This is a genomic window from Kitasatospora aureofaciens, assembly GCF_019192735.1.
GTDB classification, from domain to species: Bacteria; Actinomycetota; Actinomycetes; order Streptomycetales; family Streptomycetaceae; genus Kitasatospora; species Kitasatospora aureofaciens_A.
Map to the genome: position 1 here is coordinate 148,412 of NZ_JAHTKP010000005.1, position 16,351 is coordinate 164,762.

The window sequence follows — 16,351 nt, forward strand, 5'->3', positions numbered from 1 at the left end:
GCCCGCCATGCTTCCGGCGGTGGCGGACGGGCACATCTGCCGTTCGGCAGATATGAGCGCGGGAAAACGGCGGTAAACGAAGGAAGGGTGTGCCGAAAGGCACACCCCTCCCCGTACTGCTCAGGCCCTACTCGTCGTCGAGCCCGCCGACGTCGCTGCCGTCCGGGGTGCCGCTGATCGCGTACCCCTGGCGGCGCGCCTCGTAACAGGCCACCGTCGCGGCGGCGGACACGTTCAGCGAGCCGACCCGGCCCAGCTGCGGCACGAACACCACCTGGTCGCAGAGCGCCAGCGCCTCGGGCGTGATCCCGCGGTCCTCGTGGCCCAGCACGAAGGCCACCGCCGGGGTCAGCTCGGCCGCGAACATCGGCACCGCCTCGTCCGCCAGCTCCAGGCCGACCACCTTGAAGCCGTCCGCCTTCGCCGCCGCCACCGCCTCGGCCGCGGTCGGGAAGTGCTCCACCTTCAGGTACTTGTCGGTCCCCATCGCGGCCTTCTGCGCACCGGTCGAGCGCACCGACGGGGTGTCCCCGGTCAGGTACAGCTTCTCGGCGCCCATCGCCGCGCCGGTCCGGACGACCGAGCCGACGTTGAACGGCGACTGCAGGTTCTCCAGGATTATCGCGAGCCGGAACTCGTTGCTGCGCCGCCACGAGCGGTGCAGACGCTTCAGTTCGGTCCCGCGCAGCTGCTTCACGACGTCGTACCTCGTCCACTCTCGGAGCCCTCGCCCGCCGGGCGGGGCCGCGCTTCCAGAATCCGGAACCCGTTGGCCGACGTGACCCGGGAGGTCGGGTAGCCCTGCTCGTTCAGCCACTGCTGCAGCGAGTCCGAGCCCAGGTGCTTCTGCACGACCAGGAACGCCGAACCGTCGGGGGTCAGCCGGCCGAGCCAGTGCGTCAGCAGCCGGCGCAGCGCGGCCTTGCCGATCCGGATCGGCGGGTTGGAGTAGATGGTCGCGAAGCGGACGTCCTCGGGGACGTCGTCGGGCAGCGCGGCCTGCACGTTGCCCAGCCCCAGCGCCTCGGCGTTCAGCCGCACCAGCTCCAGGGCGCGCTCGTTGACGTCCACCGCCCAGACCGGGAGGCGCTTGCGCCGGGTCGCCCAGGTGAGCGCGATCGGGCCGTAGCCGCAGCCGATGTCCAGGATCGGGCCGCGGACGCGCGGCGGCGGGGCGTGCTCCAGCAGGATCCGGGTGCCCGGGTCGAGCCGGCTGCGCGAGAACACCCCGGCGTCGGTGGTCAGTTCCAGGGTGACGTCCGGCAGGGAGACCGTGATCGGCCGGCGCTCGCTGGCGACCTCGGGTGCACCCGTGAAGTAGTGCGAGCCGGACATGCTGTTCCCCGTCGTTCGTAAGGGCCTCGGGGCCACCGGGTGGGTGTGGGTAAGCCCTGGTACGGCACCGATCGTACCCCCGGCGGCCCGAGGCGCGTCCCGGCGCGGGCCGGGTGCGGCCCCTCCGGTCGGGCGGTTACAGGGTGCCCGGGGTCTTGCGGGTGGCCACGTTGATCCGGTTCCAGGTGTTGATCGTGAAGCACACCGAGATCAGGTGGGCCAGCTCCTCCTCGCCGAAGTGGGCGGCGGCCCGTGCGTACACCGCGTCCGAGACGCCCCCGCCGATGGCGGTGATCTCCTCGGCCAGCGCCAGGGCGGCCCGCTCGCGCTCCGAGTACACCCCGGCCGGAGCCTCGTGCCACACCGGCAGCAGGTAGATCCGCTCGTCGGTCTCGCCGGCCTTGCGGGCGTCCTTGGCATGCATGTCCAGGCAGTACGCGCAGCCGTTCAGCTGCGAGGTGCGCATCTGCACCAGCTCGACCAGGGCCGGGTCCAGGCCCTCGCGGGCGGCGGCGTCCAGGGCGATCATCGCGCGGAACACCTTGGGGACGGTGCGGGCGTAGTTGAGGCGGGCGGGGGCTTCGGTGATCTCGTTCGTCGTCATGACTACGACTCTAGGGAGGGAATGCACCATGGCTATGGGTCATTCGATCACTGGATTCGTGGGTCAATTGTGGGGGAGACGGGTGACCGGGCAACACGCCGGGGCGGCGTCGGCACGTCGCGTCCGGGCGCCCGGCGGCGGATACTGAGTACCGCCATCCGGGCCCGTGGGAGCCTCCGAACAGCGAGGACGGACGCCATGCCGCAGAATCACGAGGACTACCTGATCGACGAGGCCGTCGAGACCGTCGAGCCCGACGACGAGGCACCCGAGGGCGACGAGTACGACGAAGTGGCCGAACGCCGGGCCCTCGGCGCCGACCCCGCCACCGACGTCGCGGACGCCGCCGAGCAGAGCCGGGTGGTCCAGCTCGACGAGGACGAGTACCGGGAGTAGGGCTACCGAGCCACCGGGCCGCCGGGCTACAGGGCGCGGCGGCGCTGGAGCCACGCGAACGCCGCCCAGCCCGGCAGCACCGGCAGGATCAGCGTCAGCGAACGGTAGAGGACCACGGCGGCCACCGCGCCGCCCTCCTCCATCGACGCCGCCGACTGGAGCAGGCCGACCAGCACCCCGTCCATCACACCCGCCCCGCCCGGCGTCGGCGCCGCGTTGCCGACCGGGCTGCCGGTCAGGAACACCACCGCGACCGCCGCGAACGACGGCTCCCGGCCCACCGCGCGCGCACAGCAGTACAGGCAGGTGGTCAGACACATCGAGACCAGCAACTGCCCGGTGATCCCGACCGTCAGCCGCCCCGGATTGCGCAGCAGCTCCAGCAGCCGGGGCAGCACCTCGGCCGTCAGCGGCCGCAGCCGCGCCGCCAGCCACCGCCGGGCCGGCGGCACGGCCGACACCGCGGCCAGCAGCACCGCGGCCCCGGCCAGACCGCCCGCCACGGCGGGCAGCGCGTCCAGCTCGGAGCCGCCCGGCTCCTGGCCCAGCAGATAGACGAACGCGCCCAGCTGCAGCAGATGCAGCACCAGGCCGATCAGCTGGCCGACGCCGACACTGGACAGCGCCTGTGCGGTCGGAATGCCGGACTGCTGCAGAAGCCGGGTGTTCAACGCGACCCCGCCGACCCCGCCCGGGGACACCAGCTTCACGAACGACCCGGCGACCTGCGCGAACACCGCGTTCCGGAAGTCCAACCGCTCCGGCACGAAGCCGACGAACCCCATCGCGGCGGTCACGTGGCTCGCCGCCGCCGCGACCAGGGCGAGCAGCAGCCACACCGGATCGGCGTCGGCCACGGCGGCGATCGGATTCTGCTCCGCCGAGAACAGCTGCGGAATCAACAGCCACCCGGCCACCACGCCACCCGCCACGGCCAGCAGCGTCCGAGGCCGCAGCCGCTCCAGTTTCACCGCCCGCACCGGCGCCTGCGGCCGCATCCGCAGCACCTCGGCCCGGATGGCGTCGAGCAGATCGGTGGGAGGCGCGGCGGCTTCGGCGGGGGTGGTGGGGTCGGCCGCTGGTGACTGTGCGGTGGTGGCTTGGCGCGGGAGGACTGGGGCGGGATTGCGCCGGCTGGCTGCCCGCTCGGTGGCTGGCGGGGCTGCTGTGCGGCGTTTGAGGGAGTGGCGGGTGGTGGGGGCGAGGGCTATGGGCTGGAGGAGGGGGAGGGCGGCGGCGACGGGGTCGGGGCCGAGGGTGGTGACGGCGGTGCGGACGGAGCGGGCGGCGCCGGTGCGGAGGGCGAGGGTGGTGAGGAGCTGGGCGATGTCGCAGCGGAGGACCAGTTCGCTCGCCGCGATGTCGCCGTCCGCGAAGTCGGTCAGGTGCACCGCGCCCGCGTCGTCCACCAGGAGGGCGGAGGGGACGAGCGCCCGGTGCGCGATTTCCCGGCGCTGGAGGAGGGCGAGCTGCCGCCAGGCGTCGGTGAGGAGGGCGTCGGTGATCTCCTCGTCGGCGAGTTCGTCGAGGGTGCGGCCGGCGAGGTGCTCGTAGGCGATGAGGGCGGTGTCCTGGCCGAGGCCGGCGGTGGCGGCGATGCGGCGGGTGCGGACGCCGGCGGCGATGGCCGCGTACGAGACCAGGGCCTCGTGTTCCAGGCCGGTGCGCGGGGAGCGCAGGGCGCGCGGGTGGGGCGCGGTGCGCAGTCGCAGGCGCCGCCAGGCGCGGTGGACGGCGGCGGCGGTGACGGCCTGGCGGTCGAGCAGCTGGACGTCGAGGTCGGGGTGGCCGTCGGCCTGGTGGACGCGGTAACGGTCGGGGCCGGTGGGGTGGACGTCGGTGGGGCGGAGGCCGCTTTCGCGGAGGCTGCGGCGGATCTCGGCGGGCCGGGGCCGGGGGTCGGGGCTGCCGACGGCGTAGAGGACGCCGTGGGCGGCGGTCCAGCCGAGGAGGAGGCCGAGCAGCAGGGCGGTGGGGGTGGCGTAGCCGCCGGCGAGTCCGGCGAGGCCGGAGAGGGCGAGGACGGCCCGGGGGACGCGCCGTTCGCGGCTGCCGGAGGCGGTGATGAAGGCGAGGACGGGGGCGAGGTAGCCGTACACCGGCTCGCTGTGGCCGAGGTGGCCACCGGGGAGGGGCTGGGTGAGCGCGGCGGTCAGGGAGGCCGGGGCGAGTCCGTCGGCCCAGAGGTCGAGGGCGAGCGAGACACCGTAGGCGAGGACGGCGGCGAGCAGGCCGTCGGAGACCTGTTGGAGGGCGCGCCGCCGGTCGGGGCCGAGCAGGCGGCGGGCGGCGAGGCCGACCGGGAGGAGCAGGACGGCGGCGGTGGTGAGGCCGCCGGCGAGGCCGGCCAGCGGGCGGGGTACGAGTTCGGTGGCCTCGGCGACGTCGGCGGCGACGCCGCCGGTGGTGGCGCGCGCGTAGTCGGCGAGGAGCAGGGCGAGGGCGATGCCGAAGAGGCCGGTGAGCAGCCGGATCAGGGCGACCGGCTGCCGGATCCGGCCGGTGCCGGCCACCGGTCCGCGCGGGCCCCGCGGTCCGCGCGGACCGTGCACACGTATCTGCCCCGGCGCACCTGCGGTCTCGCCACCGCCGGTGCCGCCGTCCGTTCTCCCCGTCACGATCGCCACGGGGGGCATGCTCCCATGCCGTCCTGAGGACCGGGCCGGGCTCCCTGCGCCTGCCGGGTCGGCAGGGCGACCAGGTGCCGCAGGTTGACGTGCCGGGGGCGGCTGATGGTGTGGGCGATGAGACCGTCGCCTGTCTGCGCCGGGACGCCGGACTGTACCCGGAGGACGCCCGGTTGAGCGCGCTGGTCGGCGAACCCTCGGTGCGCAGCGAGGAGTTCCGCCGGCTCTGGGCGGACCACCAGGTGCGGGAGAAGACCCACGGGGTGAAGCTGATCCACCACCCGCTGGTCGGTGAACCGGACTTCGGCTGCGAGACGTTGAGCGTGAACGGCGCGCCGGACCAGCTGCTGGTGGCGTTCACGGCGCCGGCCGGCTAGCCGACGGCGCAGAAGCTCGCGCTGCTCGCGAGTTGGACGGCGGACAGCAGCCCTGTACGGGCGGAGTGAGCGGGCGCGCGTGTCTTGAGGTGTGGCCCGGGCCCGCCGTCACTACTCTGCGTCCATGAGCGCCTGCGAAACCGTGCGTCCATGAACGCTTGCGAAGACCTCGCCATGGCCCCCCGGACCATCGATCCCCTCCCGCCCACCGACGGCTGCGCCGAGTGCCTGGCCCAGGGCCGCCGGGACTGGGTGCACCTGCGGATCTGCCTGGACTGCGGCCACATCGGCTGCTGCGACTTCTCGCCGCAGCGGCATGCCACCGCGCACTTCCATGCGACCTCGCACCCGGTGATCCGCTCGTACGAGCCGGGGGAGGACTGGCGATGGTGCTTCGTCCACGAGGTCATGGGCTGAGCGGCTGAGCAGCTGGGCGGCTGGGCGGCTGAGCAGCTGAGCAGCTGAGCGGCCGAGGGCGCAGGGGTGCCGTTTCCGGTGGCACCGGGATGAAACCCGGATAAAATCCGGACATAACGCCCGTGCGGCCCTCCGGCCGACGTCCGTCCGGCCGGTGACCGCCGAAGGGAGGCCGACGATGACCAAGCGAACATCGGGCAGCACCGACAAGCTCCGCCGGGGCACCCAGGAACTGCTGGAGCGCCGCGGCATGGCGAGCAGCCCCAAGCCGCTCGTGCCACGGCTGCGCATGAACGCCCCACCCGCCGCCACCGCCGGGTTCGCCGCCGGCGACCCCTTCCGGCACGGCGGACGCGAGACGGGGATGTCGGCGGCGCACGCCGCCCCGGCGATGCACGCCGAGCTCAAGGGCCACCGGCACCGGGGCGCGGAGAAGCACTCCGCACACTGAACGGTCCTGCAGTGCAGGGGCGGGCGCCCGATTCGGGTGTCCGCCCCTGACGTGCGATCAGGGTCGGCTTTCAGGGTCGGATCGGGGGCCGTCCCGGATGGGCCGGGCCGCCGCTCTCGCACAGACTCGTCCGGTAAGCGCCGCCACTCGGCGCCACCACTCGCCGGGCGAGCCCCAGTTGGAGATCGATCTGCATGAACACCCGTACGCGCAGCCGTCGTTGGACCGTCCTCGCGGCTACGGGGGCCCTGCTGGCCGCCGTCACGGCCGGGGCGGCGACGCCCGCCCTGGCGGCGGACCGGACGCCGGTCGCCGTCGCCGCCGCCACGGGCGAGGCCGGGCCGCTGGACCGGGACACGCTCGCGAGCACGATCGACGCCCTGCCCGCGAACATCACCGGCGCGCTGGTCCGGGTCGGCGGCCGGGGCGCGCACTGGCGCGGCACGTCGGGGGAGGACGTCCCGGCGGACGCCCGGTTCCGGATCGGCAGCATCTCCAAGGTGTTCACCGCCACCGTGATGCTCCAACTCGCCGCCGAGGGCAAGGTGGACCTGAACGGCACCGTGCAGCAGTACCTGCCCGGGCTGCTGCCGGCCGGCTACCCGCCCGTCACCGTCGGCCAGTTGCTCGACCACACCAGCGGCCTGCCCGGCGGTGGCGGCATGACGTCGGGGGACGGCAGCGCGCAGTGGTTCGTCGCGCACAAGGCGGACGGCTGGACACCCGAGCAGGTGGTTGCCGACATGCTCACCCAGCCGATGAGCTTCCAGCCCGGTACGGCCCAGCAGTACAACGGCAACAACACCTACGTCGCCGGGATGGTGATCGAGAAGGTCACCGGCGACACGTTCGCCGACCAGGTGGCGCGGCGGATCGCCGGCCCGCTCGGCCTGCGCGACACGTACGTCCCGGCCGCCGACGACCTCGACCTCCCGGACCCGCACGCGACCGGCTACGTGGACGTCCCGGCCGCCGACGGGACGACGACCCGGGCGGACGTCACCGAGCAGAGCCCGTACCCGTGGGCCGAGGGCGGGATGATCTCCACCCCCGCCGACCTGGAGCGCTTCCTCACCGCGCTGTTCCGCGGCCGGCTGCTGCCGCCCGCCCAGCAGGCCGAACTGTTCAACGTCCCGGACCTGCCGAACAACCACAACAAGAACTGCGAGATCGGCCCGACGGCCGGGCACGCGTGCTTCAGCAAGGGCCTGATGCGCGCCACCCTGCCGAACGGCACGGAGATCTGGGGCAAGACCGGCGCGCGGCCCGGTTACAGCAGCGGCGTGTTCGCCACCCGCGACCTCTCCCGCACCGCGGTGATCGCGCTCAACCCGACCGGCCTCAACGGCGAGGAGTTCCCGACCCTGTGGAAGCTGGCGACCGCCTCGTTCGGCTCCGGCCAGGTATACGGCTCCCACTGAGGTCAGTGTCGGTGGCCTGCGGTACGTTCGTGCCGTTCACAGGGCACGGCAGGACGACGGGGGCACACGATGGCCGACGTGATCACGGAGGAGCCGGTCGAGCTCCAACTGGAGCGGTACCGGACCGAACTGACGGGCTACTGCTACCGGATGCTCGGCTCGGTCTTCGAGGCCGAGGACGCCGTCCAGGAGACCATGGTCCGCGCCTGGCGCGGCCACAAGGGCTTCGAGGGCCGGGCCGCGCTGCGCTCCTGGCTGTACCGGATCGCCACCAACGTCTGCCTGGACGCGCTGAACGGCCGCAACAACCGGGCCCGCCCGATGGACCTGGCCGGCCCGGTGACGGTGGCCACCGCGAGCGACACCCAGCTGCCCGAGGTGACCTGGATCGGCCCCGCGCCGGACGGCCGGGTACTGCCCGAGACCGGGGACCCGGCCGAGGTGGCCGCCCAGCGCGAGTCGGTGAAGCTGGCGTTCGTCGCCGTGCTCCAGCGCCTCGCGCCCCGGCAGCGGGCGGTGCTGATCCTGCGCGAGGTGCTCGGCTGGAAGGCCGCCGAGGCGGCCGAACTGCTCGGCGTCACGGTGGCCTCGGTCAACAGCGCGCTCCAGCGGGCGCGCGCGGTGCTCGCCGCGGACGGCGAGGCCGCCCGTCCGGCCCCCGCCCTGGACGACGACCACCGCGCGCTGCTGGACCGCTACGTCAGCGCCTTCGAGGCGTACGACATGGACGGCCTTGCCGCGCTGCTGCACGAGGACGTCACGCTCAACATGCCGCCGTACGCGATGTGGCTGCAGGGCCGGGACGAGATCCGGGCATGGATGCTCGGCCCGGGCCACGGCTGCCGGGGCTCCCGCCTGATCCCGGTGACGGCCAACGGCGGCCCGGCCTTCGGCCAGTACCGGCCGAGCCCGGCGGGCGGGCACGAGCCCTGGGCGCTGATCGTGCCGGAGGTGTCAGCGGGCCGGATCACCGGGTTCACCAACTTCCTCGACACCGACGTGGTGTTCCCGCTGTTCGGCCTCCCGCCCCGGCTCGAAGCCGAGGAGGCCGGCAGGTAGGGCATCAGGTTCCGGCGCCACGGGCAGGACGTCGGCCAGTCCGCTGAACGCGAGCAGTTCCCGCAGGGAGCCGCTCGCGTTCAGCAGCAGCACGCCGACCCCGTGCCGGGCGGCGGCGAGCCGGAGCCGGGCGAGGGCGTCGACGACGGCCAGGTCGGGGGCGGTGAGGGCGCCGAGGTCACAGGTCAGTGTGGGGTGGGCGCTGATTCGTTTGGTCTCCATGCAGATTGGACTGCTCCGAGGGCCCCGGCTCATCGGTCCGGGGCGAGGACAGTCCGGGGCGAGAACGGTCCGGGGCGAGAACGACTCGGGGCGAGAAATGGCCAGGGGTGAGAACGGCCCGGCCGGTGGCAGAGTAGGGGCCGCAGATACCCCCGTGCCCGAGGAGGACCCGCCGTGTCGGCCGAGCCCATGAAGTCCCGCGAAGAGTGGCTGGCGTCCCTGCCCCGGATCTACGCGGCGGCCGGCTGCCTGCTGCGGGACGAGTCCGGCCGGATCCTGATCGTGAAGGCGGGGTACCGCGAGCACTGGCAGTTCCCGGGCGGCACGATCGACCTCGGGGAGGGCCCGGCCGAGTGCGCCGCACGGGAGTTGACGGAGGAGACCGGCATCGTCAAGGCCGCCGGCGACCTGCTGGCCATCTCCTGGACCCACCCCTCCGCCGAACTCGACCACCCCGCCGAGCACTTGCTCTTCGACTTCGGCACCGTCCCGGACGGCACCCCCGTGACCGTCCCGGCCGGTGAGCTCGACGACTACCGCTGGGTCTCCGACGAGGAGGCGCTCGTGCTGCTCGGCCCGTCCCGCTCGGCGCGGCTGCGGGCGGCGATGGAGGCCGCTGTCGACGGGCGGGTGCGGATCGTCACCACGAACGTCTCGGGATTCTGACGGGCGGTCGCGAGCGGTGCGGGCCCCGGGGCGGTCGACCGTCCCGGGGCCCGTCCGCGGTTCACGGCTGCCTCGGGTCCTCGTTCCGGGCGGCGATGATGGCGGTGATGGCCTCCGAGATGAAGGTCGCGGCCTCGGCCCGGTCCACGTCCAGGTCGGCGAGCACGCCCGTGCCGTTCTCCTGCTCCAGCAGGGCGAGCAGGATGTGCTCGGTGCCGACGTAGTTGTGCCCGAGCTTGAGCGCCTCGCGGAAGGTCAGCTCCAGGACCTTCTTGGCCTGCGCGTCGAACGGGATCAGCGCGGGTAGCTTGTCGGCGGGGGCCGGCAGGACGGCGGCCGTCGCGGTGCGGACCGCCTCCGCGCTGATGCCCTGGGCGGTGAGCGCCTTGGCGCCGATGCCCTCGGGTTCGGCGATCAGGCCGAGCAGCAGGTGCTCGGCGGTGATCTCGGCGTTGCCGGCCGTCCTGGCCTCCTCCTGCGAGACCACGACGACGTGCCGGGCCCGGTCGGTGAAGCGGGCGAAGCCCTGGCTGGGGTCGAGGTCGTCGGGGGTGGCCGGGTCCTTGGGGACGAAGCGTTTCTGGGCGGCCTGCTTGCTCACGCCCATGCTCCGGCCGATGTCGGTCCAGGACGCGCCGGAGCGGCGGGCCTGGTCCACGAAGTGGCCGATCAGGTGGTCGGCCAGGTCGTCCAGGTGGTCGGCGGCGATGACCGCGTCGGACAGCTGGTCGAGCGCGTCGGTGTGGACCTTCTTGATCGCGGCGATCAGGTCGTCGAGGCGCAGCGGAGTCGTGCTGGGAACAACGGGATTCTCCATGCGTCAACCGTAGGTTGTCGATGCCATATCGTCAACCGATAGTTGACGATGTTTCCGGGTAGGCTTCGAGAAATCGGGTGACAGGACGGAGCGAAGGTGTCGGACATGGCTGCCGAGCTGCGGATCCTCACCCTGCCCGAGGCCGAGGTGCCGGCCGAACTCAAGCTCCGGGTGGCCGAGTTGCAGGACCTGGCCTGGCCGGGCCCGCCCGGTCCGTCCGGTCCGTCCGCCGGGCCCGTGCACGATCCGGCGCTGCGCCCGCTCTCCATGCTGCTGCTGGACGGCACCCGGGTGGTGGCCGCGCTGGACGTGCTCTCCAAGGACCTCGTCCACGCCGGCCGGACGTACGCGGCGAGCGGGCTGTCCACCGTGGTCACCGACCCGGCCTGCCGCGGCCTCGGCCACGGGCGGCGGCTGGTGGCGGCGGCCCGCGCCACCGCCCGGGACGGCGGCGCGGACCTCGGGCTGTTCACCTGCGACCGCGGGCTCCAGGGCTTCTACGAGAGCGCCGGCTGGGGGTCGCTGCCGGGCGCGGTGCTGGTCGGGGGTACGGCGGAGGAGCCGTTCCCCAGCGACCGGGAGGGCTTCGACAAGGTGACGATGGCGGCCTTCTTCACCGCGCACGCCGAGCGTCACCGGGCGGACTTCCCGCACAGCCGGATCGCCCTCCACCCCGGGACGATCGACAAGCTCTGGTAGATCGACAAGCTCTGGCGGGTGCCTGCGACGGGTGCCTGCGACGGGTGCCTGCGACGGGTGCCTGCGACGGGTGGCCGCGTACGGCGGTGGCCGCCTACGCCTCGGGCAGCAGGCGGGCCCGGACGGCGTGGATGGCGGCGGGCGCGACCCCGGCGGAGAGCAGGTAGCCGGCCGGGTCGAAGCCGTCCAGCGTGGCGGCCAGCGCGGCCTCGGCGGTGGTGCCGGCCTCGGCGAGCACCGCGTCGATCCGGCGGTACTGGTCCGGCAGGCCCAGCATCCCGTACAGGGGGCGGACGTTGGGCCCGCTGAGCAGGTAGTCCTCGGCTATCGCGGCCGCTTCGACGCCGGCCAGGGCGAGCAGCAGCAGGGCGGCCAGACCGGTGCGGTCACGCCCGGCGCCGCAGTGGACGACCAGGCCGCCGGGCCGGGCGCCGGCCACGGTGGTGATCAGCTCGGCTGCGGCGTGCGGGCAGTGGTCCAGGTAGGGGCGGAGCGCGAGCGGGGTGCCGTCCAGCCGACCGTGCGTCTCCCACCAGGCGGGGCCGGCGAGTTCGTCCAGCGGGACGCGGATCAGGTCGATGCCCTCGGGGAGCGGGAGGAGCGGCTTGTACTCCTCGGTGTTGCGCAGGTCGACGACGGTGCGGACACCGTGGGCGCGGAGGGCGTCCCAGCCCTCGGCGGTGAGGCGGTCGAGGTTGTCGGCCCGGACGATCGCGCCGCGGGCGGTCGGGCGGCCGGAGGCGGTGGGCAGTCCGCCCAGGTCGCGGACGTTGAGGCAGCCGTCCCAGACGAGGGTGCGATCCTCGGCGGTGGTCAGCGCGTGCGTCCTCATGGGGTTCCCCGTTTCCTCGACCGGGGGCCCGTTACCCCCTCGTTATGTAAGGACTCCCGGGAGATCCGGATGGTTCCTCGGCGTTCGAGTCGTCGGAACCTGCCGTTCAGGCGGCGGTGGGGGCGTCGGCCTCGGCGCGGACCAGCTTCTCCATCGGCTCGACGGCGATCTGACCGAGCATCGAACCGCCCACGATGGCGCCGATCAGGAAGACGGTGGACAGCCAGGCCATGGTCGCCACCGGCAGGGTGAACGCGCCGACCACCCGGGCCACGCACTCGGCCAGCAGCGCGGTGCCCCAGATCGCCGAGAACAGACGCTCGCAGCGGCGGAAGGCGCGCGAGCCGGCCGCCCGGCCCTCGACCAGCCGCTGCCAGGCGGCGGCGCGGTCGCGGTTGCCCTTGGTCACGAAGGGCATCAGCATCGGGGTCATCACCGGCCGGCGGAGCAGCGCGGAGACCAGGATCGCCAGCGCCACGGTGCCGCTCAGCCCGCCGTCCTTGGCGATCATCAGCCGGGCGTCGCCGGTGACGAAGGTGAGCGCCAGGCCGGCCAGGTTGACGGCCAGCATCAGCGAGGCCCACAGGTTGAGCTTGCGCTCGCGCAGCAGGCCGAGGACGGTCCGGCCGGCCGGGACGGCGCTGCTCCAGGCCAGGGCGGCGAACTCGCTCAGGCCGCAGACCGAGTGCAGCAGGTAGTAGCCGGCCATCGGGGCGGCCACGTCCAGGGCGAGCGGGCGGAGCGCGGAGACCAGCGGGTTGGGTGCCTTCTTCGCGTGCTTCGCGGCGGCCGGGGCGGCCTCGGCCGGGGCGACGGTGGCGGCGGCACTGAGGGTCTGGCTCATGGTGGGTTCCTCCCCGGCTGGTGGCCACGGGCCGGTGCCCGCGTCGTGCCTCCAGTTTTCCGGGGCGACCCTCCGTCAGAGCAGTGTCGTCCGTTGCCGGATCCGTATGACAGACGTCATGGTGCGCGCCGTGACACCGCCTCCGAGCTGCGACGTCATTCCTGCGTCGGCGCCGTGAAGGTCCACAGTTCGCGGCCCGGCGTGTCCTCGCAGCGCACGCTGCGGTGGTCGCGCAGTCCCTCCGCGTGGAACTCCCGGGCGGTCGTCATGGCGGTCCTTCCCGGGCGGTCGGCCGGCAGGGGGTGGGGTACGGATCGGTGGCGGGCCGGGCGCGGGGGGCGTCATGCTGACGGCGTGGTCCGGACGTGGGAGGCCGCCTTGGAAACGGGGCCCGATTGCTTCGTCTACTGACAACCTGGGCTGGGAGGGCCCGGCCGGGCTGTGGGCGAACGGCAGCCGTCCACGGGACCTTGGGCCCGGCCGTCCGTGGTCCGAGGACTCGGCCCGTTCCCGTCGCCCGGATGGCGCATGATGTGGCGGGTGCAGAGTGCAGAGCGCCCCGGAGCGGGCACCGGCAACCCCGTCGGCCGGTCCGGACCAGTACCCCCTGCCGGCCCACCACCGGGCCCGGCCCCTGCCCCCACCGACCTGGCCGAGGCGGTCCAGGCCGCACAGCGCGGCGACGAGGAGGCCTTCCGGCTGCTGTTCCGGACCGTCCAGCCGGGCCTGCTCCGCTATCTGCGGGTGCTGGTCGGCGGACGCCCGGAGGACGCGCAGGACGCCGAGGACATCGCCTCCGAGGCCTGGCTGCAGATCGCCCGCGACCTGCGCGACTTCTCCGGCGACGGGGACGGCTTCCGCGGCTGGGCCGCCACCATCGCCCGCAACCGCGCGCTGGACCACCTGCGCGCCCGGCGCCGCCGTCCGGTCGCCGACCTGCCGTTCGAGTACCTGGCCGAGCTGTCCGCCGGGGACGACACCGCCGGCTCCGCGCTGGCCCGGGTCGGCACGGGCGACGCGCTGGCGCTGATCTCCCGGCTGCCGCGCGACCAGGCGGAGGCGGTGCTGCTGCGGGTGGTGATGGAGCTGGACGCCGAGAGCGCCGCGCAGGTGCTCGGCAAGCGGGCCGGCACCGTCCGGATGGCCGCCCACCGGGGGCTGCGGCGGCTGGCCAAGCTGCTGGAGCAGCCGTTCGGGGCGGGGACGGGGATCCCGGCCGCGCAGGTGGCGGACCGGGCCCTGGGGGCGGCCGGGAAGGGCACCGGCAAGGCCGCCGGGAGATCCGCGAAAGAAATTCCTCCGCAGGGTGTGACAGAACGCCGGGCCGCGACGCTGAAGGACATGAGATGAGCACCAACCGATCCCGTCGGATCGACCGTGATACTGCCGAGCAGCTGCTCGGCGGTGCCGTGGGCGGCCCGTCGGCCGGGCAGGACGCCTCGCTCACCGGATCGGACGGTACCGGGCAGCTTGCCCGCGTACTCGCCGCGGCCGCCGCTCCCGCGACGGCCGCCGAGCTGGCCGGGGAGGAGGCCGCCCTGACCGCGTTCCGGGAGGCCCGTCTCACGCCCGACCCCGTACAGATGACCGCACCCGTCCGGAGACGATCGATGGCAACCGCCACGCTGGCCAGGGCCTTCAGCGCGAAGGCCGCTGCCGCCGTGCTCGGCGCCACCGCGCTGTGCGGGGTCGCGGTCGCCGCCGGTACGGGCAACCTGTCCTCCGCGCTGGACGGTGGCCCCTCGGAGCCCGAGCACTCGCTCGCTCCGGTCGGCACCCCCGGTACCTCGTCCGCCGCGGGGACCGGTACCGCCTCGACCGGCACCCCGTCCGGCCGCCCGTCCGGCACCGGTTCGTCCGCCACCGGTTCGTCCGGCGGCGGCTCGCAGGCGCTCAAACCGTCGGCCACGCCGTCGCCCGGAGCGTCCTCCGCGGACGGGCACGGCACTCCGCCGGCCTCGCCCGCGGTGGTCGCCCTCTGCCACACGTTCGCCGACCGGACGGGCAAGGGCGAACACCCGGCCCGGCTGGTCACGGACCCGCTGTTCGGCCCACTGGTCATGGAGGCCGGCGGACCGGACAAGGTGGAGGACTACTGCGTGGCGGCGCTCGGCCGGGCGGCGAACGACGCCCCCCGGAGCGCCACCCCGCAGCCGCACGATCCCGGCCGTCCGGGCCCGAGCGCCGACCCCGGCGGTGGGACCGGAAACGGGACCGATGCCGGAAAGGGCAACGGTGACGGCGGCGCCGGCAAGAACGGCGGCGGTGGCACCGGAGACGGCAGCGGCGGCAAGCCCGGCAAGGGCGGGGCCACCGGCCTCCCGCTGACGGCGCTGCCCACGCCGCCCGACGTGCACCAGACCAAACCCGACAACTCACCGCCCCAGAGGTGAGCCCAGAACTCCGGGTGGGTGGCGAGCGACTCCCCCCGGGCTCGCCGCCCATCCGGACCGAACCACCGCCGTACCCCGCAAGGCCGCAGCACCCGCAGTAACCGCAGTACCCACCCGAAGACCCCGGGTGGCCGGTCGGCTCCCCCGTGCCCGCCGTCCACCCGGCCGGCCCCCGGCCGGACCGGCAGGCGCTCACCCCGGACGCGCCGCCGGCCCGGCCGGCCCGGAACGTGTGGCCCGCCCGCCCGCAGTCCGGGCGGGCCACACACACCCTGTGCTCCACCCAGACCACACCTGGACCGACCGTGACCGTCACTGTGTACGACCACGAGCCGGCGGTCGGGGATCCGCTGCCCGGTTCCCCGGCCGCCTCACCTTCTCCCGAGGCCGTCGAGACCGCCTTCCTTCCGGCGTTCGTGGTTTACCCGCCCGCGGATACCGCCGATACCGCCGAACTTCCGGTGGTCGCGGCCTCCGCCGCCCCCGAGTCACCGTCCCCCGAGTCACCGTTCCTGGAGCCGCCATCCCCGGAAGCGGCCGAGATCGCCGCCGCCCCGGTGTTCGTGGATTCCTCCGGCCGCCGCCGTCGGCGGATCCGCCGGCTGGCCGTCCTGCTCGCCGTCCCGGCGGCCGGCTACCTCGTGCTGCTGGTCAGCACGGTGCTTGGCGGGCCCACCGTCAGCGCGCCGTTCCTGCCGCTGCCACAGCCGCCCGCGGCGGCCGCCCCCGCGCCCGAGCCCACGGCGACCACCGCGCCGAGCGAGCCGGCGCCGACGGACCTCGGGACGGCGCGCCCGGACTCCGTCCAGCCGGCCCCCGTCCGGCCGACGACGGTCGCCCACCACCCCACCACCCCGGCGGCCCCTGCCCCGTCGGCCGCACCGGCCGCGCCCGGAGGCGTGCCCGTCGCTCCCGAGCCGCCGGCGGCGACCGCCACTCCGACACACGGCGGGACCAGCACCGGCACCGCCGCTCCCACCGTCGGCCCGCCGCCCGGCCACGGACACCCGACGGGCGCGCCGGGCAAGCCGACCAAGCCCGCTCCGGCCCCCTGACGCCGACCCCCTGACGCCGGCCCCGTGACGCCGACCCCCTGACGCCCGGCTCCCCCCCGTCCGCGCAGCGCACCGTCCGCGCTGCGCCGGTCCGTCGTGCCCCAAACCCCTCCGTCCCCTCCCGAAAGCACCCGCC

19 protein-coding genes are annotated in these 16,351 nt (G+C 74.4%); 11 read left to right on the forward strand and 8 right to left on the reverse strand.

Annotated features, from left to right (window positions below):
• Positions 1–127: 127 nt before the first annotated feature.
• From KV557_RS07775 to KV557_RS07785, 3 genes are all read right to left on the reverse strand, one after another.
• Positions 128–697: a TrmH family RNA methyltransferase gene (locus KV557_RS07775; RefSeq protein WP_218199011.1), complete on the reverse strand. Its 570-nt coding sequence runs from the start codon at positions 695–697 to the stop codon at positions 128–130.
• The gene (locus KV557_RS07780) at positions 694–1,335 is read right to left on the reverse strand and encodes a class I SAM-dependent methyltransferase (RefSeq protein ID WP_218199012.1); all 642 of its coding nucleotides are present in this window, start codon (positions 1,333–1,335) and stop codon (positions 694–696) included. The genes KV557_RS07775 and KV557_RS07780 overlap by 4 nt, the downstream gene beginning before the upstream one ends.
• Positions 1,336–1,471: 136 nt before the next feature.
• Positions 1,472–1,939, reverse strand: a complete 468-nt coding sequence (locus tag KV557_RS07785) for a carboxymuconolactone decarboxylase family protein (protein ID WP_218199013.1) — start codon at positions 1,937–1,939, stop codon at positions 1,472–1,474.
• A 198-nt stretch (positions 1,940–2,137) separates the two neighbouring features.
• Here KV557_RS07785 and KV557_RS07790 point away from each other — a divergent pair, with 198 nt between their 5' ends.
• Positions 2,138–2,335: a hypothetical protein gene (locus KV557_RS07790; protein WP_218199014.1), complete on the forward strand. Its 198-nt coding sequence runs from the start codon at positions 2,138–2,140 to the stop codon at positions 2,333–2,335.
• A 26-nt stretch (positions 2,336–2,361) separates the two neighbouring features.
• Here KV557_RS07790 and KV557_RS44415 read toward each other — a convergent pair whose 3' ends face one another.
• Positions 2,362–4,962 carry a lysylphosphatidylglycerol synthase transmembrane domain-containing protein gene (locus KV557_RS44415; protein ID WP_218199015.1) on the reverse strand — a complete coding sequence of 867 codons (2,601 nt, stop codon included), beginning with the start codon at positions 4,960–4,962 and terminating at the stop codon, positions 2,362–2,364.
• 110 nt (positions 4,963–5,072) lie between these two features.
• Here KV557_RS44415 and KV557_RS42350 point away from each other — a divergent pair, with 110 nt between their 5' ends.
• The 5 genes from KV557_RS42350 to KV557_RS07820 all read left to right on the forward strand — a co-directional run bounded on the left by KV557_RS42350 (position 5,073) and on the right by KV557_RS07820 (position 8,687).
• Entirely contained in the window at positions 5,073–5,339 is a 267-nt protein-coding gene (locus KV557_RS42350; RefSeq protein ID WP_308129802.1) for an MmyB family transcriptional regulator, read from the forward strand.
• A 150-nt stretch (positions 5,340–5,489) separates the two neighbouring features.
• Positions 5,490–5,756, forward strand: a complete 267-nt coding sequence (locus KV557_RS07805; protein ID WP_218199016.1) for a UBP-type zinc finger domain-containing protein — start codon at positions 5,490–5,492, stop codon at positions 5,754–5,756.
• A gap of 178 nt (positions 5,757–5,934) precedes the next feature.
• Positions 5,935–6,207: a hypothetical protein gene (locus tag KV557_RS07810; protein WP_218199017.1), complete on the forward strand. Its 273-nt coding sequence runs from the start codon at positions 5,935–5,937 to the stop codon at positions 6,205–6,207.
• A 194-nt stretch (positions 6,208–6,401) separates the two neighbouring features.
• On the forward strand, positions 6,402–7,628 hold the full coding sequence (locus KV557_RS07815; RefSeq protein WP_218199018.1) for a serine hydrolase domain-containing protein: 1,227 nt from the start codon (positions 6,402–6,404) through the stop codon (positions 7,626–7,628).
• Positions 7,629–7,697: 69 nt separating this feature from the next.
• Positions 7,698–8,687, forward strand: coding sequence for a sigma-70 family RNA polymerase sigma factor (locus tag KV557_RS07820; protein WP_218199019.1), 990 nt, complete (start codon positions 7,698–7,700; stop codon positions 8,685–8,687).
• On the opposite strand, the gene KV557_RS07825 is transcribed toward KV557_RS07820, so the two are convergent.
• The gene (locus tag KV557_RS07825; protein WP_218199020.1) at positions 8,583–8,909 is read right to left on the reverse strand and encodes an STAS domain-containing protein; all 327 of its coding nucleotides are present in this window, start codon (positions 8,907–8,909) and stop codon (positions 8,583–8,585) included. The genes KV557_RS07820 and KV557_RS07825 overlap by 105 nt on opposite strands.
• A gap of 174 nt (positions 8,910–9,083) precedes the next feature.
• Between KV557_RS07825 and KV557_RS07830 the strand changes: the two genes are divergently transcribed.
• Complete coding sequence (locus tag KV557_RS07830) at positions 9,084–9,575, forward strand: NUDIX domain-containing protein (protein WP_218199021.1); 492 nt, start codon at positions 9,084–9,086, stop codon at positions 9,573–9,575.
• 61 nt (positions 9,576–9,636) lie between these two features.
• Here KV557_RS07830 and KV557_RS07835 read toward each other — a convergent pair whose 3' ends face one another.
• The gene (locus tag KV557_RS07835; protein ID WP_218199022.1) at positions 9,637–10,392 is read right to left on the reverse strand and encodes a Clp protease N-terminal domain-containing protein; all 756 of its coding nucleotides are present in this window, start codon (positions 10,390–10,392) and stop codon (positions 9,637–9,639) included.
• Positions 10,393–10,497: 105 nt separating this feature from the next.
• Here KV557_RS07835 and KV557_RS07840 point away from each other — a divergent pair, with 105 nt between their 5' ends.
• A complete protein-coding gene (locus KV557_RS07840) occupies positions 10,498–11,091 on the forward strand; it encodes a GNAT family N-acetyltransferase (protein WP_256177074.1) in 594 nt (197 codons plus the stop codon).
• A gap of 94 nt (positions 11,092–11,185) precedes the next feature.
• Here the strand turns inward: KV557_RS07840 and KV557_RS07845 are convergent, their stop codons facing one another.
• Both KV557_RS07845 and KV557_RS07850 read right to left on the reverse strand, forming a co-directional pair.
• Positions 11,186–11,923 (reverse strand): tyrosine-protein phosphatase, encoded by a 738-nt coding sequence (locus tag KV557_RS07845; RefSeq protein WP_218199023.1) that lies wholly within the window; start codon positions 11,921–11,923, stop codon positions 11,186–11,188.
• Positions 11,924–12,029: 106 nt separating this feature from the next.
• A complete protein-coding gene (locus tag KV557_RS07850; RefSeq protein WP_256177075.1) occupies positions 12,030–12,767 on the reverse strand; it encodes a VC0807 family protein in 738 nt (245 codons plus the stop codon).
• 531 nt (positions 12,768–13,298) lie between these two features.
• Between KV557_RS07850 and KV557_RS07855 the strand changes: the two genes are divergently transcribed.
• From KV557_RS07855 to KV557_RS07865, 3 genes are all read left to right on the forward strand, one after another.
• Complete coding sequence (locus KV557_RS07855) at positions 13,299–14,117, forward strand: RNA polymerase sigma factor (protein ID WP_256177110.1); 819 nt, start codon at positions 13,299–13,301, stop codon at positions 14,115–14,117.
• On the forward strand, positions 14,114–15,160 hold the full coding sequence (locus KV557_RS07860; RefSeq protein WP_218199025.1) for a hypothetical protein: 1,047 nt from the start codon (positions 14,114–14,116) through the stop codon (positions 15,158–15,160). The genes KV557_RS07855 and KV557_RS07860 overlap by 4 nt, the downstream gene beginning before the upstream one ends.
• 305 nt (positions 15,161–15,465) lie before the next feature.
• A complete protein-coding gene (locus tag KV557_RS07865; protein ID WP_218199026.1) occupies positions 15,466–16,215 on the forward strand; it encodes a hypothetical protein in 750 nt (249 codons plus the stop codon).
• Positions 16,216–16,351: the final 136 nt, after the last annotated feature.